Source organism: Escherichia sp. GZ89 (assembly GCF_019366485.1).
Taxonomy (GTDB): Bacteria; Pseudomonadota; Gammaproteobacteria; order Enterobacterales; family Enterobacteriaceae; genus Escherichia; species Escherichia fergusonii.
In genome coordinates this window covers 740,609-767,547 of sequence record NZ_JAEOHX010000001.1, presented here as the reverse complement: position 1 = coordinate 767,547, position 26,939 = coordinate 740,609, and the positions used below count along the sequence as shown (strand labels likewise).

General features: G+C 50.0%; 20 protein-coding genes, 2 tRNA genes, 2 other RNA genes and 1 pseudogene. 17 read left to right on the top strand and 8 right to left on the bottom strand.

Going from position 1 to position 26,939, the window contains the following annotated elements:
• The first annotated feature begins 4 nt into the window (after positions 1 to 4).
• From K0335_RS03715 to K0335_RS03665, 11 genes are all read left to right on the top strand, one after another.
• Entirely contained in the window at positions 5 to 3,748 is a 3,744-nt protein-coding gene (locus K0335_RS03715; RefSeq protein WP_000032974.1) for a nitrate reductase subunit alpha, read from the top strand.
• On the top strand, positions 3,745 to 5,283 hold the full coding sequence (narH, locus tag K0335_RS03710) for a nitrate reductase subunit beta (protein ID WP_046082940.1): 1,539 nt from the start codon (positions 3,745 to 3,747) through the stop codon (positions 5,281 to 5,283). The genes K0335_RS03715 and narH overlap by 4 nt, the downstream gene beginning before the upstream one ends.
• On the top strand, positions 5,280 to 5,990 hold the full coding sequence (gene narJ / locus K0335_RS03705) for a nitrate reductase molybdenum cofactor assembly chaperone (RefSeq protein ID WP_000571676.1): 711 nt from the start codon (positions 5,280 to 5,282) through the stop codon (positions 5,988 to 5,990). Before narH ends, narJ begins: the two co-directional genes overlap by 4 nt.
• A complete protein-coding gene (narI, locus tag K0335_RS03700; protein ID WP_001160122.1) occupies positions 5,990 to 6,667 on the top strand; it encodes a respiratory nitrate reductase subunit gamma in 678 nt (225 codons plus the stop codon). Before narJ ends, narI begins: the two co-directional genes overlap by 1 nt.
• A gap of 111 nt (positions 6,668 to 6,778) precedes the next feature.
• A complete protein-coding gene (locus K0335_RS03695; protein ID WP_046077651.1) occupies positions 6,779 to 7,786 on the top strand; it encodes a 3-oxoacyl-[acyl-carrier-protein] synthase III C-terminal domain-containing protein in 1,008 nt (335 codons plus the stop codon).
• Complete coding sequence (locus K0335_RS03690) at positions 7,783 to 8,799, top strand: NAD(P)-dependent oxidoreductase (protein ID WP_000699358.1); 1,017 nt, start codon at positions 7,783 to 7,785, stop codon at positions 8,797 to 8,799. Before K0335_RS03695 ends, K0335_RS03690 begins: the two co-directional genes overlap by 4 nt.
• Positions 8,777 to 9,583 (top strand): MBL fold metallo-hydrolase, encoded by an 807-nt coding sequence (locus tag K0335_RS03685; protein WP_104920552.1) that lies wholly within the window; start codon positions 8,777 to 8,779, stop codon positions 9,581 to 9,583. The genes K0335_RS03690 and K0335_RS03685 overlap by 23 nt, the downstream gene beginning before the upstream one ends.
• Positions 9,580 to 10,866, top strand: coding sequence for a F390 synthetase-related protein (locus K0335_RS03680; RefSeq protein WP_104920551.1), 1,287 nt, complete (start codon positions 9,580 to 9,582; stop codon positions 10,864 to 10,866). Before K0335_RS03685 ends, K0335_RS03680 begins: the two co-directional genes overlap by 4 nt.
• Complete coding sequence (locus tag K0335_RS03675) at positions 10,863 to 11,465, top strand: phosphatase PAP2 family protein (protein WP_002432219.1); 603 nt, start codon at positions 10,863 to 10,865, stop codon at positions 11,463 to 11,465. The genes K0335_RS03680 and K0335_RS03675 overlap by 4 nt, the downstream gene beginning before the upstream one ends.
• The gene (locus K0335_RS03670; RefSeq protein WP_104920550.1) at positions 11,458 to 12,576 is read left to right on the top strand and encodes a sterol desaturase family protein; all 1,119 of its coding nucleotides are present in this window, start codon (positions 11,458 to 11,460) and stop codon (positions 12,574 to 12,576) included. The genes K0335_RS03675 and K0335_RS03670 overlap by 8 nt, the downstream gene beginning before the upstream one ends.
• The gene (locus K0335_RS03665) at positions 12,573 to 13,664 is read left to right on the top strand and encodes an acyl-CoA desaturase (RefSeq protein WP_219393732.1); all 1,092 of its coding nucleotides are present in this window, start codon (positions 12,573 to 12,575) and stop codon (positions 13,662 to 13,664) included. The genes K0335_RS03670 and K0335_RS03665 overlap by 4 nt, the downstream gene beginning before the upstream one ends.
• 16 nt (positions 13,665 to 13,680) lie before the next feature.
• On the opposite strand, the gene K0335_RS03660 is transcribed toward K0335_RS03665, so the two are convergent.
• From K0335_RS03660 to K0335_RS03635, 6 genes are all read right to left on the bottom strand, one after another.
• Positions 13,681 to 13,812: non-coding RNA, RtT sRNA (locus K0335_RS03660), on the bottom strand.
• A 46-nt stretch (positions 13,813 to 13,858) separates the two neighbouring features.
• Positions 13,859 to 13,990, bottom strand: a non-coding RNA gene (locus K0335_RS03655) — RtT sRNA.
• A gap of 46 nt (positions 13,991 to 14,036) precedes the next feature.
• Positions 14,037 to 14,121, bottom strand: a tRNA-Tyr gene (locus tag K0335_RS03650).
• 34 nt (positions 14,122 to 14,155) lie between these two features.
• Positions 14,156 to 14,240 (bottom strand) — tRNA-Tyr (locus tag K0335_RS03645).
• Positions 14,241 to 14,400: 160 nt separating this feature from the next.
• Positions 14,401 to 15,243 carry a formyltetrahydrofolate deformylase gene (gene purU, locus K0335_RS03640; protein WP_000555850.1) on the bottom strand — a complete coding sequence of 281 codons (843 nt, stop codon included), beginning with the start codon at positions 15,241 to 15,243 and terminating at the stop codon, positions 14,401 to 14,403.
• Positions 15,244 to 15,295: 52 nt separating this feature from the next.
• Complete coding sequence (locus K0335_RS03635) at positions 15,296 to 15,754, bottom strand: YchJ family protein (RefSeq protein ID WP_015953446.1); 459 nt, start codon at positions 15,752 to 15,754, stop codon at positions 15,296 to 15,298.
• A gap of 113 nt (positions 15,755 to 15,867) precedes the next feature.
• Between K0335_RS03635 and rssA the strand changes: the two genes are divergently transcribed.
• The 3 genes from rssA to galU all read left to right on the top strand — a co-directional run bounded on the left by rssA (position 15,868) and on the right by galU (position 18,989).
• The gene (gene rssA, locus K0335_RS03630; RefSeq protein ID WP_219393731.1) at positions 15,868 to 16,773 is read left to right on the top strand and encodes a patatin-like phospholipase RssA; all 906 of its coding nucleotides are present in this window, start codon (positions 15,868 to 15,870) and stop codon (positions 16,771 to 16,773) included.
• A 91-nt stretch (positions 16,774 to 16,864) separates the two neighbouring features.
• The gene (gene rssB, locus K0335_RS03625; protein ID WP_000193436.1) at positions 16,865 to 17,878 is read left to right on the top strand and encodes a two-component system response regulator RssB; all 1,014 of its coding nucleotides are present in this window, start codon (positions 16,865 to 16,867) and stop codon (positions 17,876 to 17,878) included.
• A 202-nt stretch (positions 17,879 to 18,080) separates the two neighbouring features.
• Positions 18,081 to 18,989 carry a UTP--glucose-1-phosphate uridylyltransferase GalU gene (gene galU, locus K0335_RS03620; protein ID WP_000718984.1) on the top strand — a complete coding sequence of 303 codons (909 nt, stop codon included), beginning with the start codon at positions 18,081 to 18,083 and terminating at the stop codon, positions 18,987 to 18,989.
• A gap of 132 nt (positions 18,990 to 19,121) precedes the next feature.
• Here the strand turns inward: galU and hns are convergent, their stop codons facing one another.
• Positions 19,122 to 19,535: a histone-like nucleoid-structuring protein H-NS gene (gene hns, locus K0335_RS03615; protein ID WP_001287376.1), complete on the bottom strand. Its 414-nt coding sequence runs from the start codon at positions 19,533 to 19,535 to the stop codon at positions 19,122 to 19,124.
• Positions 19,536 to 20,225: 690 nt separating this feature from the next.
• Between hns and tdk the strand changes: the two genes are divergently transcribed.
• The gene (gene tdk / locus K0335_RS03610; protein WP_002431517.1) at positions 20,226 to 20,846 is read left to right on the top strand and encodes a thymidine kinase; all 621 of its coding nucleotides are present in this window, start codon (positions 20,226 to 20,228) and stop codon (positions 20,844 to 20,846) included.
• A gap of 223 nt (positions 20,847 to 21,069) precedes the next feature.
• Positions 21,070 to 22,396: pseudogene (locus tag K0335_RS03605) on the top strand (IS4 family transposase).
• Positions 22,397 to 22,452: 56 nt separating this feature from the next.
• Here the strand turns inward: K0335_RS03605 and adhE are convergent.
• Positions 22,453 to 25,128 carry a bifunctional acetaldehyde-CoA/alcohol dehydrogenase gene (gene adhE / locus K0335_RS03600; protein ID WP_000301635.1) on the bottom strand — a complete coding sequence of 892 codons (2,676 nt, stop codon included), beginning with the start codon at positions 25,126 to 25,128 and terminating at the stop codon, positions 22,453 to 22,455.
• Between the two features lie 477 nt (positions 25,129 to 25,605).
• Between adhE and K0335_RS03595 the strand changes: the two genes are divergently transcribed.
• Positions 25,606 to 26,253 carry a YchE family NAAT transporter gene (locus K0335_RS03595; RefSeq protein ID WP_000616557.1) on the top strand — a complete coding sequence of 216 codons (648 nt, stop codon included), beginning with the start codon at positions 25,606 to 25,608 and terminating at the stop codon, positions 26,251 to 26,253.
• Positions 26,254 to 26,939 lie beyond the last annotated feature (686 nt).

The following is a 26,939-nucleotide window of genomic DNA, read 5'->3' as shown; positions in this document are numbered from 1 at the left end:
ACCGATGAGTAAATTCCTGGACCGGTTTCGCTACTTCAAACAGAAGGGCGAAACCTTTGCCGATGGGCATGGCCAGCTTCTCAATACCAACCGTGACTGGGAGGATGGATATCGCCAGCGTTGGCAGCATGACAAAATCGTCCGCTCTACCCATGGGGTAAACTGCACCGGCTCCTGCAGCTGGAAAATCTACGTTAAAAACGGTCTGGTGACCTGGGAAACCCAACAGACTGACTATCCGCGTACTCGTCCGGACCTACCAAACCATGAACCTCGCGGCTGCCCGCGTGGTGCCAGCTACTCCTGGTATCTCTATAGCGCCAACCGTCTGAAATACCCGATGATGCGCAAACGCCTGATGAAAATGTGGCGTGAAGCGAAGGCGCTGCATAGCGATCCGGTTGAGGCATGGGCTTCTATCATTGAAGACGCCGATAAAGCGAAAAGCTTTAAGCAGGCGCGTGGACGCGGTGGTTTTGTTCGTTCTTCCTGGCAGGAAGTGAACGAACTGATCGCCGCATCTAACGTTTACACCATCAAAAACTACGGCCCGGACCGTGTCGCTGGCTTCTCGCCAATTCCGGCAATGTCGATGGTTTCTTACGCGTCGGGTGCGCGTTATCTCTCGCTGCTTGGCGGTACTTGCTTAAGCTTCTACGACTGGTACTGCGACCTGCCTCCTGCATCTCCACAAACATGGGGTGAGCAGACTGACGTACCAGAATCCGCTGACTGGTACAACTCCAGCTACATCATCGCCTGGGGCTCTAACGTGCCGCAGACCCGTACCCCGGATGCTCACTTCTTTACTGAAGTGCGCTACAAAGGCACCAAAACCGTTGCCGTCACGCCGGACTACGCTGAAATTGCCAAACTGTGCGATCTGTGGCTGGCACCGAAACAGGGCACCGACGCAGCAATGGCGCTGGCGATGGGCCACGTGATGCTGCGTGAATTCCACCTCGACAACCCAAGCCAGTATTTCACCGACTATGTGCGTCGTTATACCGACATGCCAATGCTGGTGATGCTGGAAGAGCGCGACGGTTACTACGCTGCGGGTCGTATGCTGCGCGCTGCCGATCTGGTGGATGCACTGGGCCAGGAAAACAATCCGGAATGGAAAACAGTCGCCTTCAATACCAATGGCGAAATGGTTGCACCGAACGGTTCTATTGGCTTCCGCTGGGGCGAGAAGGGCAAATGGAATCTTGAGCAGCGCGACGGCAAAACCGGCGAAGAAACTGAGCTACAACTGAGCCTGCTGGGTAGCCAGGATGAGATCGCTGAAGTGGGCTTCCCGTACTTTGGTGGCGACGGCACGGAACACTTCAATAAAGTGGAGCTGGAAAATGTGCTGCTGCACAAGCTGCCGGTAAAACGCCTGCAACTGGCTGATGGCAGCACTGCTCTGGTGACCACCGTTTATGATCTGACGCTGGCAAACTACGGTCTGGAACGTGGCCTGAACGACGTTAACTGCGCAACCAGCTATGACGACGTGAAAGCTTACACCCCGGCATGGGCCGAGCAGATCACTGGCGTTTCTCGCAGCCAGATTATCCGCATTGCCCGTGAATTTGCTGACAACGCTGATAAGACGCACGGTCGTTCAATGATCATCGTTGGTGCTGGTCTGAACCACTGGTATCACCTTGATATGAACTATCGCGGTCTGATCAACATGCTAATTTTCTGCGGTTGTGTCGGTCAGAGCGGTGGCGGCTGGGCGCACTATGTAGGTCAGGAAAAACTGCGTCCGCAAACCGGCTGGCAGCCGCTGGCGTTTGCCCTTGACTGGCAGCGTCCGGCGCGTCACATGAACAGCACCTCTTATTTCTATAACCACTCCAGCCAGTGGCGTTATGAAACTGTGACCGCAGAAGAGTTGCTGTCGCCGATGGCGGATAAATCTCGCTATACCGGACATCTGATCGACTTTAACGTCCGTGCAGAACGTATGGGCTGGCTGCCGTCTGCGCCGCAGTTAGGCACTAACCCGCTAACTATCGCTCGCGAAGCGGAAAAAGCGGGCATGAATCCGGTGGATTACACCGTGAAATCCCTGAAAGAGGGTTCTATCCGTTTTGCGGCAGAACAACCAGAAAACGGTAAAAACCACCCGCGTAACCTGTTCATCTGGCGTTCTAACCTTCTCGGTTCTTCCGGTAAAGGTCATGAGTTTATGCTCAAGTATCTGCTGGGGACGGAGCACGGTATCCAGGGTAAAGATCTGGGGCAGCAGGGCGGCGTGAAGCCGGAAGAAGTGGACTGGCAGGACAACGGTCTGGAAGGCAAGTTGGATCTGGTGGTGACGCTGGACTTCCGTCTGTCGAGCACCTGTCTCTATTCCGACATCATTTTGCCGACGGCGACCTGGTACGAAAAAGACGACATGAATACTTCGGATATGCATCCGTTTATTCACCCGCTGTCTGCTGCGGTCGATCCGGCCTGGGAAGCGAAAAGCGACTGGGAAATCTACAAAGCCATCGCGAAGAAATTCTCCGAAGTGTGCGTTGGTCATCTGGGCAAAGAAACCGACATCGTTACGCTGCCGATCCAGCACGACTCTGCCGCTGAACTGGCGCAGCCGCTGGATGTGAAAGACTGGAAAAAAGGCGAATGCGACCTGATCCCAGGTAAAACTGCACCGCACATTATGGTCGTAGAGCGCGATTATCCGGCAACTTACGAACGCTTTACCTCTATCGGTCCGCTGATGGAGAAAATCGGTAACGGCGGTAAAGGGATTGCCTGGAACACCCAGAGCGAGATGGATCTGCTGCGTAAGCTCAACTACACCAAAGCGGAAGGTCCGGCAAAAGGCCAGCCGATGCTGAACACCGCAATTGATGCGGCAGAGATGATCCTGACGCTGGCACCGGAAACCAATGGTCAGGTAGCCGTGAAAGCCTGGGCTGCCCTGAGCGAGTTTACCGGTCGTGACCATACGCATCTGGCGCTGAATAAAGAAGACGAGAAGATCCGCTTTCGTGACATTCAGGCGCAGCCGCGCAAAATCATCTCCAGCCCGACCTGGTCTGGCCTTGAAGATGAACATGTTTCTTACAACGCCGGTTACACCAACGTTCACGAGCTGATCCCGTGGCGCACACTCTCTGGCCGTCAGCAACTGTATCAGGATCATCAGTGGATGCGTGATTTCGGTGAAAGCCTGCTGGTTTATCGTCCGCCGATCGACACCCGTTCGGTGAAAGAAGTGATGGGCCAGAAATCTAACGGTAATCCGGAAAAAGCGCTCAACTTCCTGACACCGCACCAGAAGTGGGGTATCCACTCCACCTACAGCGACAACCTGCTGATGCTGACTTTAGGTCGCGGTGGTCCGGTGGTCTGGTTGAGTGAAGCCGATGCCAAAGAGCTGGGTATCGCCGACAACGACTGGATTGAAGTCTTCAACAGCAACGGTGCATTGACTGCCCGTGCGGTTGTCAGCCAGCGTGTTCCGGCAGGGATGACCATGATGTACCACGCGCAGGAACGTATCGTTAACCTGCCGGGTTCAGAAATCACCAGCCAGCGCGGTGGTATTCATAACTCGGTCACCCGTATCACGCCGAAACCGACGCATATGATCGGCGGCTATGCCCATCTGGCATACGGCTTTAACTACTACGGCACTGTAGGTTCTAACCGCGATGAGTTTGTTGTAGTGCGTAAGATGAAGAACATTGACTGGTTAGATGGCGAAGGCAATGACCAGGTACAGGAGAGCGTAAAATGAAAATTCGTTCACAAGTCGGCATGGTGCTGAATCTGGATAAGTGCATCGGTTGCCACACCTGTTCAGTGACCTGTAAAAACGTCTGGACCAGCCGTGAAGGCGTGGAATACGCGTGGTTCAACAACGTGGAAACCAAGCCAGGCCAGGGCTTCCCGACTGACTGGGAAAACCAGGAAAAATACAAAGGTGGCTGGATCCGTAAAATCAACGGCAAACTTCAGCCGCGTATGGGTAACCGCGCCATGCTGCTGGGTAAAATTTTCGCTAACCCGCATCTGCCGGGGATCGACGATTATTACGAGCCGTTCGATTTTGACTATCAGAACCTACATACCGCGCCGGAAGGCAGCAAATCGCAGCCGATTGCCCGTCCACGTTCGCTGATTACCGGCGAACGGATGGCGAAAATCGAAAAAGGACCGAACTGGGAAGATGACCTTGGCGGTGAGTTTGACAAACTGGCGAAAGACAAGAACTTCGACAACATCCAGAAGGCGATGTATAGCCAGTTCGAGAACACCTTCATGATGTATTTGCCACGCCTGTGCGAACACTGCCTGAACCCGGCATGTGTGGCGACCTGTCCAAGCGGGGCTATCTACAAACGTGAAGAAGATGGCATCGTCCTGATCGACCAGGACAAATGCCGTGGCTGGCGTATGTGCATCACCGGATGCCCGTACAAAAAAATCTACTTCAACTGGAAGAGCGGTAAGTCTGAGAAGTGCATCTTCTGCTATCCGCGTATTGAAGCGGGTCAGCCGACGGTGTGCTCTGAAACCTGTGTCGGTCGTATCCGTTATCTTGGCGTGCTGTTGTACGATGCCGACGCGATTGAACGTGCGGCCAGCACCGAGAACGAGAAAGATCTCTACCAGCGTCAGCTGGACGTGTTCCTCGATCCGAATGATCCGAAAGTCATCGAGCAGGCGATTAAAGACGGTATTCCGCTGAGCGTTATTGAAGCCGCACAGCAGTCGCCGGTTTATAAAATGGCGATGGAATGGAAACTGGCGCTGCCGCTGCATCCGGAATATCGCACACTGCCGATGGTCTGGTACGTGCCGCCTCTGTCGCCGATTCAGTCTGCGGCAGATGCGGGCGAGCTGGGCAGCAACGGTATTTTGCCAGACGTCGAAAGCCTGCGTATCCCGGTACAGTATCTGGCTAACCTGCTTACCGCAGGCGACACCCAACCGGTACTGCGCGCACTGAAACGTATGTTGGCGATGCGTCATTACAAACGTGCTGAAACCGTTGACGGTAAAGTTGATACCCGTGCGTTGGAAGAGGTCGGTCTGACCGAAGCTCAGGCACAGGAGATGTACCGTTATCTGGCGATTGCCAACTATGAAGATCGCTTTGTAGTGCCGAGCAGTCATCGTGAACTGGCGCGGGAAGCCTTCCCGGAGAAAAATGGCTGCGGCTTTACCTTTGGTGACGGCTGCCACGGTTCAGATACCAAATTTAATCTGTTCAACAGCCGCCGTATCGATGCCATCGACGTGACCAGTAAAACGGAGCCGCACCCATGATCGAACTCGTGATTGTATCGCGTCTCCTGGAATATCCGGATGCTGCCTTATGGCAGCATCAACAAGAGATGTTTGAGGCGATTGCTGCGTCGGAAAATCTGTCGAAAGAGGATGCCCATGCGCTGGGCATTTTCCTGCGCGATTTAACAGCGCTGGATCCGCTGGATGCTCAGGCCCAGTACAGCGAACTGTTCGACCGTGGTCGCGCCACGTCGTTGCTGCTGTTTGAGCATGTTCACGGTGAATCCCGCGATCGCGGCCAGGCAATGGTTGACTTGTTGGCACAGTATGAGCAGCACGGTTTGCAATTGAACAGTCGTGAATTACCGGATCATCTGCCGCTGTATCTGGAGTATCTGGCGCAGCTGCCGCAAAGCGAAGCCGTGGAAGGTTTGAAAGATATCGCGCCGATTCTGGCGTTGCTGAGCGCGCGTCTGCAACAACGTGAAAGCCGTTATGCCGTGCTGTTTGATCTGCTGCTGAAACTGGCGAATACCGCTATCGACAGCGACAAAGTGGCGGAAAAAATTGCTGATGAAGCGCGCGACGATACGCCACAGGCGCTGGATGCCGTCTGGGAAGAAGAGCAGGTTAAATTCTTTGCTGACAAAGGCTGCGGTGATTCAGCAATCACTGCTCATCAGCGTCGCTTTGCCGGTGCCGTCGCGCCGCAATATCTGAATATCACCACCGGAGGACAGCACTAATGCAATTCCTGAATATGTTCTTCTTTGATATCTACCCGTACATAGCCGGGGCCGTCTTCCTGATTGGTAGCTGGCTGCGCTATGACTACGGGCAGTACACCTGGCGCGCGGCATCCAGCCAGATGCTGGATCGCAAAGGGATGAACCTGGCGTCGAACCTGTTCCATATCGGTATTCTGGGGATTTTTGTCGGTCACTTCCTCGGTATGTTAACGCCGCACTGGGTTTACGAAGCGTGGCTGCCAATTGAAGTGAAACAGAAAATGGCGATGTTTGCTGGTGGTGCCAGCGGCGTGCTGTGCCTGATTGGCGGCGTGCTGTTGCTGAAGCGTCGTTTGACCAGCCCACGCGTACGAGCAACGACTACTGGGGCGGACATCCTGATCCTGTCGCTACTCGTTATCCAGTGCGCACTGGGCCTGCTAACCATTCCATTTTCTGCCCAACATATGGACGGTAGTGAGATGATGAAACTGGTTGGCTGGGCACAGTCGGTGGTGACCTTCCACGGTGGTGCGTCCCAACATCTTGATGGTGTGGCGTTTATCTTCCGTCTGCACCTGGTGCTGGGGATGACGTTATTCCTGCTGTTCCCGTTCTCGCGTCTGGTGCACATCTGGAGCGTACCGGTGGAGTATCTGACACGTAAGTATCAGCTGGTGCGCGCTCGTCACTAATTATCTAAACCAAACATCGGCGGTTATACACTGCCGATTTTTCGGATTGTAGGGAAACGTACCTCATCTATATGATGGGTCCACCTATGGAGCAGTGAAGGAGCACTGACCGTGGATCGACCTAATCAACCGACGATCTCCGCGGCGTTAAAAATAATCGCCACGGGGATCGCCTTACCCCCTGATAAAATCACTTCTCAACAACTGGATGTTCAGTTAAATAAACCTGCGGGATACGTTGAGCGACGTTCCGGTATTTGCTGGCGCTATTTTGCCAGCAATGACGCCAGTCAGGCCGAACTGGCGGCAGACGCTTTGCATAATGCGTTATCATCGGCGGTCTTAAAACCTTCTGATATTGATCTGCTAATTTGTGCCTCGGCCATTGCCGTACAGGCATTACCCTGTAGCGCAATTCATATTCTTAAAGCTGCTGCCATGCCCGCAGGCGTTGCCGGATTTGATATCAACAGTAGCTGTGTCAGCTTTATTTCCGCTCTGGAAGTTGCTGCCGGATTATTAAACAGTGGAGCATACCGGCGAATTGCCATCGTCTCGGCAGATATCGCTTCACGCGGTATCGACTGGAATCATGAAGAGTCGTCACTCATTTTTGGTGATGGTGCAGCGTGCGCGATTGTTGAGCGGGGCGATGGTCGCAGCGGGATTATCGCCAGCCTGATCGAAATGTATCCCGAAGGCAGCGAACTGTGTGAAATTCGCGCTGGCGGCACACGGTGTAATCCTCGCTCTGGCGTAAGTGACAGCGACTTTCTTTTTCATATGCAGGGAAAACCGCTGTTTCGTTTTGCTTCTTCGCTTATTGAAGATTATTTTTCGCGCTTACTGCAAAAAAGCGGTCTGCAACTGGCTGATATCGGTACGGTCGTTCCGCATCAGGCCAGTCATCTTTCCCTTGAACATATGCGTAAACGGCTGCGAGTGCCGGAGTCTGCGCTCATTGATGTCTACCGTTTCTACGGCAATCAGGTTGCGGCGTCTGTCCCCACAGCGCTGCATGAAGCGGTGATTAGCGGTCGTTTCACTAAGGATAAGCCTGCGATGTTGATTGGCACGGCGGCGGGATTAACGCTGGCAGGTATGGTGCTTTTACCGTGAAAATCCTCGTGACGGGAGCGACCGGCGGCCTCGGGCGAAATGCTGTGCAATCTTTGTTGCAATCGGGAGTGTCGGTTGTGGCAACAGGGCGCAATCGCGAGGTTGGTAAAAGTCTGACAAACGCAGGTGCGCAGTTTGTGGCTCTCGATTTAACCGAGGCAACAGAGGATGACTGCGCCCGTTTGATAGAGGGCTGCGATGCCGTCTGGCACTGTGCGGCAAAGTCCTCACCCTGGGGAGACAAAACGGCGTTCTGGCTTGCCAATGTCAAAGCAACCCATACTCTGGCACAGGCGGCAGGCAGGCTGAATATTCCCCGGTTTATCCATATCTCCACGCCTGCGGTTTACTTTGATTTTCAACACCACTACGACCTGCCAGAAACCTGGCTTGCACGCTCTTTCTCAAGCCATTACGCGAGCAGTAAATATGCCGCTGAGCAGGTAATTGCCGGGGCTGTAGCTCAATATCCTGCCACGAGGTTTATCCTTTTGCGCCCCCGTGGACTTTTTGGTCCCCATGACAATGTGATCGTTCCCCGTCTGATGCAGCAATTGCAACAGGACGGTGGTTGCTTACGTTTGCCGCGCGGGGGCGAAGCGTTACTGGATCTCACTTTCGTGCAAAACGTGGTGTATGCCATGCAACTGGCAACGCAGGTTGAAGGATTACGCTCGGGCAGTATTTACAACATCAGCAATCATCAGCCGCAGAAATTATCTGTAATGCTTGACGCCTTGCTGCGCCAGCAATTGGGATTGAGCTACCGAATTGCTACCGTTCCGTGGCCGTTGCTTTCTCTGGTCGCACGCGGCCTGGAGCTGTACGGGAAGTGCGTTAATCAGGAACCTGTTATCACACGTTACAGCGCCGGAACACTCTGTTTTGATATGACGCTGAGTGCGCAAAAGGCCATTACAGAGCTGGGCTATCACCCGCGCTTTTCGATGGAACAAGGTATTGCAATCACGGGGCAATGGTTGAGGGAACATGGCAAAAATAACCGCATTTGAAACGGGCTGGTGTACCCATATTGGCTGCATTGCGCTAAAAGGGGCAGGGCTGAAAGTGTGTAAGTTCCCCGCCCGCGCCTGGCTGCTGGAAGTGGGCGATAAACGCTGGCTGTGGGACACCGGTTATTCTTCGTGGTTTGAACATTACACGCAATCCGGTGTATTTCGTCTTTATCGCCAGGTCACGCCGGTTTATTACGAGCCGCAACAGGCGCTGATGCGGCAACTCTCCGCACACGGACTGGCGGCTAAAGATGTTGATGCGATTATTCTGTCGCATTTTCATGCCGATCATATTGCCGGTCTACGCGATTTCCCTGATGTCGCTTGCATCTGTTCTGGTGAAGGCTGGCGGCAGGTAAGAACGCTGCGTGGCATAGCCGCACTGCGTCAGGCCTTTGTGCCCGGATTGATCCCGGAAAATTTTGAGTCTTCACTGCGCTTTATTGAAAGTTTTTCATCGGTGAATTTACCCCCAGAACTGGCGCCGTTTGAGTGCGGCTATTTGCTGCCAGAAAGCAATGGCGAAATTATCCTCGTGCCGCTTCCTGGTCATGCTGCCGGACATATTGGTGCGTTTGTGTTAACCGACAATGGCTGGACTTTACTGGCTGCCGATGCCGCTTGGGCACCCGCAAACTACTGCGAACTGCATGGACCTTCTCCGCTGGCGCATCTGGTTATGTCCGACAGCCACGCCTACTACCGCACGCTTGGGCAACTCCATCAGCTTTGGCAAAACGGCGCAGTGGATATTCGATTGTGCCACGAGGGGGATTTATGATCCCGCTGGCGTTTCTCTGGCGCTACTTTCGTACCCGCAGGCTGCGTTTCACCGATCGCCAGGCGCTGGAAAACTGGCAGGCAAAAAGGCTGCATCAGTTCCGGCAAAATGTCTTATCTAAAAGCCCGTGGTTTCAGCGTTATCTGGCCTTGCCCTTTAACCAGTGGCCGTTGATGGACAAAGCGTTAATGATGACGCACTTTGATGAGATGAATACCGCTGGTTTAAAGCTCGATGAGCTTCTCGCCTGTGCGATGCGCAGTGAGCAGAGCCGTGATTTCAAACCCAGCGTTGGCAAGTTCAGCGTCGGGCTTTCATCTGGCACATCGGGGCGTCGTGGGCTTTTCGTGGTTAGCCCACACGAACAACAGATGTGGGCCGCGGGTGTGCTGGCAAAAGTGCTGCCCGACGGTTTATTTGCCAAAGAGCGGGTGGCGCTGTTTCTACGCGCGGACAACAACCTCTATCAAAACGTGAAAAATCGCTGGTTAAGTCTCGATTTTTACGATCTGCTAGCGCCATTTCAGGCGCAACTCAAACTTCTGCAACAGAGAGCGCCTACGATTATTGTCGCCCCTGCTCAGGTATTACGCGCACTCGCGCTGGCGGTCATTGCCGGAGAGTTAACGCTAAAGGTCAAAAAAGTGATTTCAGTGGCGGAAGTTCTGGAGCCGCAGGATCGGGAGTTACTGAGAAGCGTGTTTAGCAATGTGGGCGAAATTTATCAGGCGACAGAAGGCTTTCTCGCTTCCACCTGCCGCTGTGGCACCTTACATCTCAATGAAGAATTTGTTCACATTGAACCGCAATGGCTGGATGAACGCCGTTTCGTGCCGATCGTTACAGACTTTACCCGCACCACACAGCCAGTAGTGCGTTATCGACTGGATGACGTGCTGGTGGCAAGCGAACAGCCATGCCCCTGTGGCAGTGCGGCAATGGCTATTGCGCGTATCGAAGGGCGGCAGGATGACCAACTGCAACTGCCGACAAGAACTGGCGGTATTCAGACTGTTTTTGCCGATGCCTGTAGCCGTGTGCTGGCGATGACGCTGCCGCTAACCGCCGATTATCGCCTACTACAAACCGGGCCAGCACAATTGACATTAATAGTAGATTGCAAATGGGAGATGCTGGCGCTTTGCCGGGAAGCGTTGAATGCCTTATTTATGCGTCAGAATATCGCCGTCGGGCAATTAATATGGTCGCTGGAATCGCAAACAGTGCCAGTCGCTTTTACCGCCAAGCGGCGGCGCATTGTGCGTCAGTGGGGGCGGGAATGAGTAATCTACTGCTACGCCTGAAACAGATGCTGCTTGGCTGGGGAGCCGTTGGGGTGATCTACAACTTTAGCGACTACCTGCAAGGTGAAGGATATCAATTAACCCCGTCAGTAATTGATAACATGATTGCGTTTTCCCCCTCTGCCGTGTGGCTGTATCTCTCGTTTTTTTTCATTGTGCCGTTAGGTTATTTATCCACGCCACTTTGCCACCTGCGCTGGCTTACCTGCGCAATGCAACTTTCGGCTCTGGTAGCAGGCGTGTTTTATCTTCTCTGGCCCACAACAATGCATTATCCCTCGTTTGATCAGATGGGGATATCCGCGGGCGCACTCAACAGGCTGATAGCGATTGACTCAAGTCAGAACTGTTTTCCCTCCTTACACGCCGCGCTCACGCTGTTGGCGGTATGGGCAATTGCCAAAAAGGGGAACCGTTGGCTAACACTAATGAGCGTGGTCTGGGCGATAGCGATCGCCTTTTCGATTTTGCAATTACGTAGACATTTATTTATCGATTTAGTAGGCGGCGCGTTGCTGGCGTCGATTTGCGGTTGGATATGCGCAACATGCGAGAAAAGGAAGACGCAATATGAGTGATTTACTGTTTCCCATAATATCGATGGTGCTGTTGGTGTTAGCCGAAGCGGGTGTGTTGCAATTCACCGGGCGGCAAAAAGTGGACTGGCTGGACGTTATTTTTAATATCAACTCCGGTCATATGATGCTGTGGTTATTTCGCTGTCTGGAAGTGCTCTGCTATGGCCTGGTGGTCAATCACTTCAGCCTTGGACTGTTTGATAATGCGCCGGTGATCCTGCTGTGGCTGTTTACTATCCTGGCGTGGGATTTCGGCTTTTACTGGCTGCATCGCTGGCATCACGAAATGCGACCGCTGTGGGCGGTACATGTGGTGCATCATCAGGGAGAACACTACAACCTCTCATTAGGCGTGCGGAACTCGTGGTACTCCTCGTTAACCTCAATCCCGTTCTTTATGCTGCTGGCGATGCTTGGCGTGCCGTTGCAGGTCTTTTTGGCGGTTTCTATTATTCACTATAGTTGGCAATTTTTTAACCATAACGCGCTAGCGCCGAAACTGGGTTGGCTGGAAAAAGTGCTGATCACGCCTTCGCATCATCGCGTCCATCATCTGAATGAAAAGCAATATGCCGATACCAATTACGGTGGCACCTTTTTGTTGTGGGATAAACTTTTCGGTTCGTATAGTGCCGGGCCGGAACACGACGTAGGCTACGGCGTAAAAAATAGTCGCTTGTCCTGTAACCCGATGCGCGAGAGTAACCTGCCATTTTTACGCTTAATGGGCTTTCGCTCATTTGGCAAAGCGATTGAACGTCGCTACCAGAGTTCTGCGTGGGCGGTAGGGGCAGGGGTGATCCTGCTGTTTATGCTGGTGCTTGGCTACATCCAGCAATATGGTTATGGCATTGAGTTTATTACCAGTGAGCAAGCCGTATTATTTGTTCTGCTGGTGGCAGGCTCCGTTGCGCTGGGGGGCATGAGCGACGGGCAGCGTTGGGGTATGATTTTGTGGTGCTCTGTGACGTTGTCACTGCTCTATTTTATTCTTTTTTTGTGTTCATGGAGCACTCTGCTCTGGAAGGGATTAGCGGGCATTTTGCTGGCCCATTGTGTGTTATTCGTGACTGGTGTGGGCCGTAAGTCTTTCTTTAAGGAAACGCTATGAACCTGTTTAAGCCCGACAGGTTAATCACTTTTCCTGCTGATGATCCGCAACTGGTGAAACAACTGCAAAACAATACGAAAGTCTATCTGGCGAAAGCAGGCGATCATCGATATGCCGACGGCTGGGCATTTGCCAAAATGGCGGTGTTGATTATTGCCTGTTTATGTTGTTATGCAGTGGCGTTGTCTCAAAACCAGTGGGGATTGTATCTGTTGTGGTATCTGGCGATGATGTTTTGCGCCATGCTGTTAGCGGTCAATGTGGTGCATGACGCTTCGCACGATGCGTTTTTGCGCGGTAAAAAGGCCAATGCGTGGCTAAACCGGTGGGTTGCGTTCCCGATGGGCCTTGATCCGGACTGCTGGCGGGTGCGCCACGTTCGCTTTCATCACGGTTTTACCAATATTGAATTTTACGATCCTGACACCGCAGAAAATGGCATTCTTCGCCAGACTCCGTGGCAACGGTGGCGACCTTTTATGCGCCAGCAGCATCGCTACTGGCCACTGGTCGCCGCGCTCACCTTTCCCTGGTATATCTGGGGGGGGGACTGGCTCGATCGCGCAGGGTTTACGCCGGTAACGCGGCATCTGGCTGCGCGTGGCTTTTCTGGCTGGGGGTATTTTTTAGCCGGGAAACTGGCGCATTGTGCGCTTTGTTTAATACTTCCCTGGCTTCTGTCTGAATTTGGTTTTATGACCATCCTGCTGACTTATCTGCTCAGCCAGCTGCTGGCGTCATTGATTTTTGTGATGTTGATTATCGGAACGCACTGGGCGAAGGGACATACGCAGTTACCACCAGAAGAGGGCAAAATGGCCGTGGGCCGGCTGGCGCATACCTTCGCTACTACCTTTGACTGGACGCCGCAACCTGTATGGCTTGGCTACTGGCTGGGCGGGATTAATTTGCATCTTACCCATCATCTTTTTCCACACTGGCATCATCGCCATAATCCAGCGCTAAGCCGCATTATCGCGCAAATTGCCAGCCAGCAAGGTCTGGATTACCAGCTGTTGACGTTAGCGGATTTGTTGAGGCTACAGCAGCAGTTTTTACGGCGAATGGGGGAGAAGCCAATAGACTGAGAATGGAATCAAGTGATGGTGGTGGGGGAAGGATTACTCAGCGCTGCGCGCTTCGCCCTACGGGTCGTTGCCTGCGGCAATGCTCTCTCGCTGGCGCTCGAGTCGAACCTTAGTCGAAGCTTCTCATCCTTCCCCGCATGGGCAGAATATTCAGTTACGGATTCGTTGGAGAACACAGGGGTTTTTGAAAGTGATGGTGGTGGGGGAAGGATTACTCAGCGCTGCGCGCTTCGCCCTACGGGTCGTTGCCTGCGGCAACGCTCTCTCGCTGGCGCTCGAGTCGAACCTTAGTCGAAGCTTCTCATCCTTCCCCGCATGAGCAGAATATTCAGTTACGGATTCGTTGGAAAATACAGGGGTTTTTGAAAGTGATGGTGGTGGGGGAAGGATTCGAACCTTCGAAGTCGATGACGGCAGATTTACAGTCTGCTCCCTTTGGCCGCTCGGGAACCCCACCAGGGATAATTCAAATTTTGATGTAATGCTTGAGATGGTGGTGGGGGAAGGATTCGAACCTTCGAAGTCGATGACGGCAGATTTACAGTCTGCTCCCTTTGGCCGCTCGGGAACCCCACCACGGGGTAATGCTTTTTACTGGCCTGCTCCCTTGTGGGGAAGCGGGGCGCATCATATCAAATGACACGCCGCTGTAAAGGGTTACGTTGAGAAAAATGAACTGGTTGCGTAATTTTCATCCGTAACGGATTAAAGGCAACCAGTTCTATTTTGCCAGCGATTAAAGAATAATCGTCCGGTTACCGTAAACAAATACACGCTGCGCCAAAACCTGGTAAAGCGCGCGGCTTAATACGTTTTTCTCGACATCACGACCCGCACGCATCATATCTTCGGCAGTGTAAGTGTGATCTACATGAATAACGTCCTGCATAATGATTGGGCCTTCATCCAGATTGTCATTCACATAGTGAGCGGTTGCGCCAATAATCTTCACGCCACGTTCATAGGCCTGGTGATAAGGACGTGCGCCGATAAACGCTGGCAGGAATGAATGGTGAATATTGATGATCTTATTCGGGAAGCGTGCCACAAATTCTGGCGTTAATACCCGCATATACTTCGCCAGCACCACGTAGTCAGGCTGATAAGCATCAATGGCATCCGCCATCTTTTGATCGTGCTCGTTGCGACTTAATCCTTCATGACTTACCAGCTCAAACGGAATATCAAAACGCTCAACCAGAGAACGTAAAGTATCGTGGTTACCAATAACTGCCGCGATTTCGACATCCAGGCCACCGTAGTTGGCTTTCATTAGCAGATCGCCCAGGCAATGCGCTTCTTTAGTGACCAGAATCACTATCCGGCGACGACCGGCGGGATTCAGTTCACGCACGGAGCCTTCTGGCAATGCGCTATCGAGATCCGCCAGCAGGGTGGAATCATTAAAAATCCCTTCCAGTTCCGTGCGCATAAAAAAGCGCCCGGTACGGTGATCAACAAATTCATTGTTCTGCACGATATTTAACTCGTGCTTGTAGCAAATATTGGTAATACGCGCGATAAGGCCTTTTTGATCAGGGCAAATAGTACGCAGAACTTTTCGTTGTAGTGAATGCATTGCTGGTAAAACCTTGTAAGAGAGTGTTTGCATGGTTACATGCCGTCAGCTGTTATTGGCCGCAGCACTTTTTAAATTTTTTACCTGAACCACAAGGGCAGGGATCATTTCGACCAAACTGCGGACGTGTACCATCAATATAGTACCACTGGCCATTTTCTTTTATAAAACGCGAGCGTTCAATAATTGCGCCAGCTCTACCTCGCTCAGAATAACGAGCGACAAAACTAACATATCCTGTCTTTCCATCAGTGGTAAGGGCATGGTCAAACACAGTCAAACCCAACCACTCGGTATGAGCAAATCCGGCAATAATATCGTCGCGCAGCTGCGCAACTCCACACGATGAATGCCATGTCTTGATTAAATAATCTGCATCTTTCATAACAAACGCGCTGTAACGCGAACGCATGAGTTGTACCGGATCTGGTGCAAGTTGATTACCGGAAAGATAACGCTGACAACATAGGCTATACTCGACTGCGCTACCGCAGGGACAAAGTTGAGACACAAATCATCTCCCTGAAATAAAAAAGTGGCGTATGGACGCCCTGGGTAGCGCTATGTTAACTGAGCAGTGGCAATGTTGCTATGTCTGCAGACCAGGGGAAGTTCGTCGGTACAATGAGAAAGATAAAAATAGGCCTGGCACTGGGGTCCGGTGCTGCACGCGGTTGGTCACATATTGGTGTGATAAAAGCGCTAAAACAAATAGGTATTGAAATTGATATTGTTGCCGGATGCTCCATAGGTTCATTAGTGGGAGCTGCTTACGCCTGTAATAAATTATCTGACCTGGAAAACTGGGTGAGCTCGTTTAGTTACTGGGAAGTATTGCGACTGATGGATCTCTCCTGGCGACGAGGCGGTTTGTTACGGGGCGAACGCGTTTTTAATTACTATCGTAATATTATGCCTATCGCAGAAATAGAAAATTGCACACGGCGTTTTGGTGCAGTTGCGACTAATCTGAGTACCGGCAGGGAGTTATGGTTTACCGAAGGCGATCTTCATCTGGCAGTGCGTGCATCCTGCAGTATCCCTGGGTTGATGGCGCCAGTTGCGCACAACGGCTATTGGTTAGTCGATGGGGCAGTGGTTAATCCGGTGCCTGTTTCACTGACCAGAGCGATGGGCGCTGATATTGTTATAGCAGTTGATTTACAGCATGATGCACATCTGATGCAACAAGTTCTCCTTTCGTTAAATGTGAGTGAAGATATCAGTGATAGCGAAGATTCGCTTCCCTGGCATCAACGCCTGAAAGAGCGGCTAAGTAATATTACGACTCGTCGGGTTGTCACTGCGCCAACGGCAATGGAGATAATGACCACCTCCATTCAGGTTCTGGAGAACCGCCTCAAACGCAACCGTATGGCTGGCGATCCACCTGATATTCTGATCCAGCCTTTCTGTCCACAAATCTCAACGTTGGATTTCCATCGTGCCAGTTCTGCCATTGTGGCAGGGCAACTCGCGGTAGAAAAAAAACTCGATGAGCTTTCACCGCTTGTGCGAGCCAACGGTTGACGCACATTTTTATATACACTTAAGTTAATTCTGACAGGCGCATGTGGCGATACCGTGCCACTATTGTTTAAAGCCAGTCAGGGGGGAGAATATGACGCAGCCATTGGTCGGAAAACAGATTCTTATTGTGGAGGATGAGCCAGTGTTTCGCTCGCTTCTCGATTCGTGGTTTTCCTCATTGGGAGCGACAACGGCACTGGCAATGGATGGACTTGATGCACTTGATTTGTTGGTAAGCTATACCCCAGATCTCATCATCTGTGATATTGCAATGCCGCGAATGAATGGCCTGAAGTTCATTGAACAAATCCGTAATCGTGGTGATCAGACACCAATCCTGGTCATCTCTGCGACGGAAAATATGGCCGATATAGCCAAAGCGTTGCGGTTGGGCGTTGATGATGTATTGCTTAAGCCCGTGAAAGATCTCAATCGCTTGCGTGAAGCCGTATTAGCCAGCTTGTATCCAAATATGTTTAATTCCAGGGTAGAAGAGGAAGAGCGATTATTTCGTGACTGGGATGCGCTGGTGGAAAATCCACCGGCTGCCGCCAAACTTTTACAAGAACTGCAACCCCCCGTTCAGCAAGTGATCTCTCACTGTCGAATAAATTATCGGCAGTTGGTGGCCGTCGACCAACCGGGTTTAGTTCTGGATATTGCGCCGCTTTCGGATCAGGATCTGGCTTTTTATTGTCTGGATGTAACAAGAGCCGGGAATAATGGTGTCCTGGCGGCACTATTACTGCGTGCATTATTTAACAGTTTATTACAAGAACAGTTGCTGCATCAGAATCAGCGATTGCCAGAATTAGGTGCCTTATTGAAGCAAGTCAATCATTTGCTTCGCCAGGCGAATTTACCCGGACAATTTCCGTTGTTGGTGGGGTATTACCATAGCGGACTAAAAAATTTGATTCTGGTTTCTGCTGGTCTTAACGCAACGCTGAATACTGGAACGCATCAGGTTCAAATCAGTAGCGGTGTACCGTTGGGGACTTTAGGTAATGCGTACCTCAATCAATTAAGTCAGCACAGCGAAGCCTGGCAGTGCCAAATTTGGGGCGCGGGTGGAAGATTACGCCTTATGTTGTCTGCGGAATGAACAATTGAGCGGGGGAAGTAAAATTGCCATACCCCGCTTTTCACAGCCAGTGATACTATCGTCACCAGTTATATAAGTATTTGTCTTAATTATGCTGATGCGTATCCTTTTCAGACCAGGCGGTTACACGGGTACTGATATACTCGGATGCGATACATATTGATGAACACGTTCTATACACGAACAGTCCAGGAGAATTTAAATGGCTGCCATTAATTCGAAAGTCAAAAAAGCCGTTATCCCGGTAGCGGGATTAGGAACCAGGATGTTACCGGCAACGAAGGCTATCCCAAAAGAGATGCTTCCGCTGGTAGATAAGCCATTAATTCAGTACGTCGTGAATGAATGTATTGCAGCGGGTATCACGGAAATTGTCCTGGTAACCCACTCTTCAAAAAATTCCATCGAAAACCACTTTGATACCAGTTTTGAACTGGAAGCGATGCTGGAAAAACGTGTTAAACGCCAGCTGCTTGATGAAGTGCAATCTATTTGCCCGCCGCATGTCACTATTATGCAGGTACGTCAGGGGCTGGCAAAAGGCCTTGGCCACGCAGTGCTTTGTGCCCATCCGGTGGTAGGCGATGAACCGGTCGCAGTTATTCTGCCTGACGTTATTCTTGACGAATATGAGTCCGATTTATCCCAGGATAACCTGGCAGAAATGATTCGTCGTTTTGATGAAACAGGAAATAGCCAAATTATGGTTGAGCCTGTAGACGACGTTACTGCATATGGTGTAGTCGATTGCAAAGGTGTTGATTTAGCTCCGGGTGAAAGCGTACCAATGGTCGGTGTGGTAGAAAAACCAAAAGCCGACGTTGCACCTTCTAATCTTGCTATTGTAGGGCGTTACGTTCTGAGCGCAGATATCTGGCCTCTGCTGGCTAAAACTCCTCCGGGAGCAGGGGATGAAATTCAGCTTACCGATGCAATTGATATGCTGATCGAAAAAGAAACTGTTGAAGCCTACCATATGAAAGGCAAGAGCCACGACTGTGGTAATAAATTAGGCTATATGCAGGCATTTGTGGAATACGGTATCCGTCATAATACTCTTGGCGCAGAATTTAAATCCTGGCTGGAAGAAGAAGTTGGTATTAAGAAGTAACCAACCTTTGTAGTGGTCAAAAGTACGGCGTCGAAAAGGCGCCGTTTTTTATGGCTGAAGCTAAGGGATTTCCGAAAAGGAACAATAAAAAATCCCGCTCAGTGGCGGGATTTTAAGCATTCAATTTAAGAATTATTCCTTGATCAGGAAGTCTTCCAGTTGTTTGCCTTGCTCGTCCATTGCTTTTTTGATTACTGCTGGAGTACGGCCCTGGCCAGTCCAGGTTTTGGTTTCACCATTTTCATCAACGTAGCTATATTTAGCCGGACGCTGAGCGCGTTTAGCTTTGGTGCCGGATTTAACAGCAGCCATGCTATTCAGTAATTCATTCGGGTCAATACCGTCAGCAATCAGCATTTCACGATATTGCTGCAGTTTACGAGTACGTTCTTCAACTTCAGCAGCTGCCGCGCTTTCTTCTTCGCGACGTTCGTTTACAACTACTTCTAATTTTTCCAGCATTTCTTCCAGCGTTTCAAGGGAACATTCTCTTGCCTGCGCACGAAGAGTACGGATGTTGTTCAGAATTTTAAGTGCTTCGCTCATTGTAGTAATCTCAAACTTATATTGGGGTGGTTTGTTGAGCTAATAATAGAGCGTTAAATTCAGTTGTGCAATAGCCATGAATGTAAGGAATTCAAAATTTGTTCTTTATTTTGCTCTTCCATTAAATAACTGATCCTGAATTTATCGGCTTTTAAGAGGTAAAAATGAGCTTATTGTCAGGGGGGTACTGATGAAAACAGGGTTAAACTTCCTGATACAGGTCACATTTTATCAGAGTGAAATAGTTTCGTTTTGCAGTGATTTCAACCTTCTGTATTAGATCCACTAACAAGACCTGACAAATACTACATTAGAGGTAACAGAGTCTGTAACAATAACTCGGGAATTTCATATAGTGTGGCGTTGATAATCCCGGTGGATGAATTAACCACACATCATTTGTGAAAGAATGTGTATATAGTCTGAATAATTCAAGGCGCAGGATGGCGGCAAACGGGAGGCGCTCCGGGCGTTTACTCAAGTAAGTAACAGCGGGGAACACATGCAACTTGATGTATGGCGAGTATAGATAAACATATAGCTGTGCGTACCGTTATAACGGCACTATAGCAGCCTATTGTTCACCCAGACTAAATACACCGACATACACGCTCTGCGAGCGGGAAAACAGGCAAAATATGGTACACTTCTGGCAAATTGTATATCACCTGGGTGAGGGTTTTGTCGCCAATGGCACAACTATATTTTTACTATTCAGCAATGAATGCGGGTAAGTCTACGGCGTTGCTGCAATCGTCTTACAATTATCAGGAACGCGGAATGCGTACTGTTGTTTATACGGCAGAAATTGACGACCGTTTCGGTGCCGGGAAAGTAAGCTCCCGCATAGGGCTTTCATCACCAGCCAGATTGTTTAACCAAAACTCATCATTATTCGAAGAAATTCGTGCAGAAAATGCGAAACAACCTGTCGATTGTGTTTTGGTTGATGAGTGCCAATTTTTAACCCGCCAACAGGTTTATGATTTATCCGAAGTTGTCGATCAACTTGATATTCCAGTACTGTGTTACGGCTTACGTACAGATTTTCGTGGTGAACTCTTCGGAGGTAGCCAATACCTGCTGGCCTGGTCAGACAAACTTGTCGAATTAAAAACTATCTGTTTCTGTGGCCGTAAAGCAAGCATGGTGTTGCGGCTCGACCAGGAGGGGAGACCCTATAATGAAGGCGAACAGGTGGTGATAGGCGGTAATGAACGCTATGTCTCCGTATGTCGTAAGCACTATAAAGAAGCGCTTGCTACAGACTCTCTGGTTGCGATTCAGAAGCGTCACCGACAAGCAGAATAATTTATTTTGACCGTGATAAAGCTGGTGTAACGCAGGAACAGCATTGTTTCAGCGGACATCAGCTTTTTTATCGAATATAGAATTTTCGCTGGCACCATTCAGCTTCATTGAAAGCATAAAAAAACGGCCCCAAGAGGAGTAATGCCGATCAGTTAAGGATCAGTTGACCGATCCAGTGGCTGTGTAAGAATCCGGAAACGTTCACTCGTTTCCGGATTTTTTTATGCTCATTGGACAGGCCCTTGATTTGGTATCCCGTTACGATTCTCTGCGTAACCCACTGACTTCTCTGGGGGATTACCTCGACCCCGAACTCATCTCTCGTTACCTTGCCGAATCAGGTACTGTAACGCTACGCAAGCGCCGTCTTCCCCTCGAAATGATGGTCTGGTGTATTGTTGGCATGGCGCTTGAGCGTAAAGAACCTCTTCACCAGATTGTGAATCGTCTGGACATCATGCTGCCGGGCAATCGCCCCTTCGTTGCCCCCAGTGCCGTTATTCAGGCCGCCAGCGCCTGGGAAGTGAGGCTGTCCGCCGCGTGTTCACGAAAACAGCGCAGCTCTGGCATAATGCCACGCCGCATCCGCACTGGTGCGGCCTGACCCTGCTGGCCATCGATGGTGCGTTCTGGCGCACACCGGATACACCAGAAAACGATGCAGCCTTCCCCCGCCAGACACATGCCGGCAACCCGGCGCTCTACCCGCAGGTCAAAATGGTCTGCCAGATGGAACTGACCAGCCATCTGCTGACGGCTGCAGCCTTCGGCACGATGAAGAACAGCGAAAATGAGCTTGCTGAGCAACTTATAGAACAAACCGGCGATAACACTCTGACGTTAATGGATAAAGGTTATTACTCACTGGGACTGTTAAATGCCTGGAGCCTGGCGGGAGAACACCGCCACTGGATGATCCCTCTCAGAAAGGGAGCGCAATATGAAGAGATCAGAAAACTGGGTAAAGGCGATCATCTGGTGAAGCTGAAAACCAGCCCGCAGGCACGAAAAAAGTGGCCGGGACTGGGAAATGAGGTGACAGCCCGCCTGCTGACCGTGACGCGCAAAGGAAAAGTCTGCCATCTGCTGACGTCGATGACGGACGCCATGCGCTTCCCCGGAGGAGACATGGCGGATCTGTACAGTCATCGCTGGGAAATCGAACTGGGATACAGGGAGATAAAACAGACGATGCAACTGAGCATGCTGACGCTGAGAAGTAAAAAGCCGGAGCTTGTGGAGCAAGAGCTGTGGGGTGTCTTACTGGCTTATAATCTGGTGAGATATCAGATGATTAAAATGGCGGAACATCTGAAAGGTTACTGGCCGAATCAACTGAGTTTCTCAGAATCATGCGGAATGGTGATGAGAATGCTGATGACATTGCAGGGCGCTTCACCGGGACGTATACCGGAGCTGATGCGCGATCTTGCAAGTATGGGACAACTTGTGAAATTACCAACAAGAAGGGAAAGGGCCTTCCCGAGAGTGGTAAAGGAGAGGCCTGGAAATACCCCACAGCCCCGAAAAAGAGCCAGTCAGTTGCTTAACTGACTGGCATTACCCCAAGAGGAGCCGTTAACTTTTGATTACTCAGATGAAGAAATTAAGCGGATTTTTTCGCTTTTTTCTCTGCTTTTGGCGCCGGGGCAGCTTCTTGATTGACTGCAGCACCTTCAACAAAATCACGACCGTAGTAAGTATCCAGCAGAATCTGCTTCAGTTCAGAGATCAGAGGGTAACGCGGGTTAGCGCCGGTGCACTGATCATCGAATGCATCTTCAGACAGTTTATCTACGTTCGCCAGGAAGTCTGCTTCCTGAACGCCAGCTTCACGGATAGATTTTGGAATACCCAGTTCAGCTTTCAGACTTTCCAGCCATGCTAACAGTTTCTCAATCTTCGCTGCAGTACGGTCACCCGGTGCGCTCAGACCCAGATGATCTGCTATTTCAGCGTAACGACGGCGTGCCTGCGGACGGTCATACTGGCTAAATGCAGTCTGCTTGGTCGGGTTGTCGTTCGCGTTGTAACGGATAACGTTACAGATCAGCAGGGCGTTCGCCAGACCATGCGGAATGTGGAACTGAGAACCCAGTTTATGCGCCATAGAGTGACATACACCCAGGAAGGCGTTCGCAAACGCGATACCGGCAATCGTTGCAGCACTGTGAACGCGTTCACGAGCAACCGGGTTTTTAGAACCTTCGTTGTAAGACGCTGGCAGGTTTTCTTTCAGCAGTTTCAGTGCCTGCAGAGCCTGACCGTCAGAGAACTCAGAAGCCAGTACAGAAACGTAAGCTTCCAGAGCGTGGGTTACTGCATCCAGACCACCAAAGGCACACAGAGACTTCGGCATGTCCATAACCAGGTTAGCATCAACAATCGCCATATCCGGAGTCAGTGCGTAGTCTGCCAGCGGATATTTCTGACCAGTTGCATCATCGGTTACAACCGCAAACGGAGTTACTTCAGAACCAGTACCGGAAGTAGTAGTAACAGCGATCATTTTCGCTTTCACGCCCATTTTCGGGAACTTGTAGATACGTTTACGGATGTCCATAAAGCGCAGCGCCAGTTCTTCGAAGTGAGTTTCCGGATGTTCGTACATTACCCACATGATTTTCGCGGCATCCATCGGGGAACCACCACCCAGCGCGATAATAACGTCTGGTTTGAAGGAGTTTGCCAGCTCAGCACCTTTACGTACCACGCTCAGGGTAGGATCAGCTTCTACTTCAAAGAACACTTCAGTTTCAACACCAGCGGCTTTCAGCACAGAGGTGATCTGATCTGCATAACCATTGTTGAACAGGAAGCGGTCGGTAACGATCAGAGCACGTTTGTGACCATCAGTAATCACTTCATCCAGTGCGATTGGCAGAGAGCCACGACGGAAGTAGATCGATTTCGGAAGTTTATGCCACAACATGTTTTCAGCTCGCTTAGCAACGGTTTTCTTGTTGATCAGGTGTTTCGGACCAACGTTTTCAGAGATGGAGTTACCACCCCAGGAACCACAACCCAGAGTCAGGGAAGGCGCGAGTTTAAAGTTGTACAGGTCACCGATACCACCCTGAGAAGCCGGGGTGTTGATCAGGATACGGGCAGTTTTCATTTTCTGACCGAAGTAGGTCACGCGTGCCGGTTGGTTGTCCTGATCGGTGTACAGGCAGGAGGTATGACCGATACCGCCCATCGCTACCAGTTTCTCTGCTTTTTCTACTGCATCTTCGAAATCTTTCGCACGATACATAGCCAGAGTAGGGGACAGCTTCTCGTGTGCAAACGGTTCGCTTTCGTCAACAGCAGTTACTTCACCGATCAGAATCTTCGTGTTTTGCGGAACGGTGAAACCTGCCAGCTCAGCAATTTTATATGCCGGCTGACCAACGATTGCTGCGTTCAGAGCACCGTTTTTCAGGATGACATCCTGAACAGCTTTCAGTTCTTTGCCCTGTAAGATATAACCGCCATGAGTTGCGAAACGTTCACGAACGGCATCATAGACAGAATCAACAACAACAACTGACTGTTCGGAAGCACAAATTACGCCGTTATCGAAGGTTTTAGACATCAGTACAGAAGCAACAGCTCGTTTGATATCTGCAGTTTCGTCAATAACAACAGGGGTGTTACCTGCACCTACACCGATTGCAGGTTTACCGGAGCTATACGCCGCCTTAACCATGCCTGGGCCACCAGTTGCAAGGATCAGGTTGATATCCGGGTGGTGCATCAGCGCATTGGAGAGTTCAACAGAAGGTTGATCGATCCAGCCAATCAGGTCTTTCGGCGCACCAGCAGCGATAGCAGCCTGCAGAACGATATCTGCAGCTTTGTTGGTTGCATCTTTTGCGCGCGGATGTGGAGAGAAGATAATGGCGTTACGAGTCTTCAGGCTGATCAGCGATTTGAAGATAGCCGTGGAGGTTGGGTTAGTGGTCGGAACAATACCACAGATAATGCCGATTGGTTCTGCGATAGTGATAGTACCAAAGGTGTCATCTTCAGAAAGAACACCACAGGTCTTTTCATCTTTATACGCGTTATAGATGTATTCAGAAGCGAAGTGGTTTTTAATCACTTTATCTTCAACGATACCCATGCCGGATTCGGCAACGGCCATTTTAGCGAGAGGGATTCGAGCATCTGCGGCAGCCAGGGCGGCGGCACGGAAGATTTTGTCTACTTGCTCTTGAGTGAAACTGGCATATTCACGCTGGGCCTTTTTTACACGCTCTACGAGTGCGTTAAGTTCAGCGACATTAGTAACAGCCATAATGCTCTCCTGATAATGTTAAACTTTTTTAGTAAATCATCTGCTCGATACGAGAGTATAGTCAGAACGCCGAAAGTTTGTGGAACTATATTTAAATCAATGTGTTACTTAACGTCGGCTTTTGCTGTGATTTACTAAAAGAGCTTATACGTTAGCGCCACTTAACTCTAACGCGTTATTTCAGGTGGCGTACGCAAGATTACTCACTTCTGGGTAGCGATTTCGTGATCTGAATCAAAAAATCTCAAAGCTGACACCTTTCAGCAAGCTCTAATAGTACAAAACGTTAAGTGTTAATCAATTGTTGATGTGAATGCGTTATAAGTTAGCATAATTTATACATATGTATAACGCTGAAAAATGGGAGTTTATTTACGTACTACCCAGGTGAAAAATGCTATAAAAAAGCGTATTGTCAGCGCGTTTATTTATTAGTACGACTTTTGACAACATGCGGCTGAGGCTTCGGAGCTAACCGTGATTCAAACTTTTTTCGACTTTCCCGTTTATTTTAAGTTTTTCATTGGGTTATTTGCACTTGTAAACCCGGTTGGGATTATTCCCGTCTTTATCAGCATGACCAGCTATCAGACAGCTGCTGCACGTAACAAAACAAACCTAACCGCCAATCTTTCCGTCGCGATCATTTTGTGGACTGCATTGTTTCTCGGTGATGGCATTTTGCAACTGTTTGGCATTTCCATTGATTCGTTCAGAATTGCCGGTGGAATCCTGGTGGTGACTATTGCCATGTCGATGATTAGCGGCAAATTGGGCGAAGACAAACAGAACAAACAGGAAAAATCAGAAACAGCTATTCGCGAAAGTGTGGGGGTAGTGCCGCTGGCATTACCACTGATGGCTGGCCCCGGTGCGATAAGTTCAACTATCGTTTGGGGCACACGTTATCATAGCATCATGTATTTTGTTGGTTTCTCGTTGGCGATCGCGATATTCGCCCTTTGCTGTTGGGGGCTATTCAGGATGGCACCCTGGTTAGTACGTGTTTTAGGGCAGACGGGAATCAACGTGATCACACGTATCATGGGGCTGTTGCTGATGGCTCTGGGTATTGAGTTTATTGTTACCGGGCTAAAGGCTATTTTCCCAGGGCTTCTTACTTAATACTTCAACCTAAAAAAACGGAGCGCTTTTAGCTCCGTTTCAGATCGTTTATAAAGTGGCATTGTTCATGCCGGATGCGGCATGAATGCATTTACCAGCCTGGTAAGCGTCTTGCCCCGGGCATCTTACGTTTGTCATCAGTTTACTGACTCTTTTATGCTGATAAGTAACTCATGACATTTTTACATCATCATAAAAATTGATGTCTTCTTTAATTTTTCTTTCTCTCTGATTTATCAGAGAAATCCACGGATGCTTTCTTCCCGATATCTTAAATCTGATGTTATTTTTCCCACATTATTATCATGTGCTTGATGAAGCATAATTGAAATGATATTAGTAATTTTGCGGTTTATGTAGACGAACGTGCTAAAAAATAATCAGTTGTTAAATATATGTACATTGCCCATCCATAAGCTAAAGAAAACGACAAAGGCACTGTAATGTAGCCTAACCTGATGGTTTTAATTGATTTGTTGTGGGTTTTGCTTGTTTTTTGTTCGTGAGTGTATTTAGAAAAAAGAGAATCGCATAACAAATCTGTAAAATGTATTAGCGATTAAGAGGCGCATTTGTTACTTTCCGCAAGTTATCAAACCATCATTTTTAAGTTGATGAGAATTATTTTCACTACGTTTTGAAGAATTAAAAAATGTGTTGCGGACAGGGTGACACATTTTGTATTG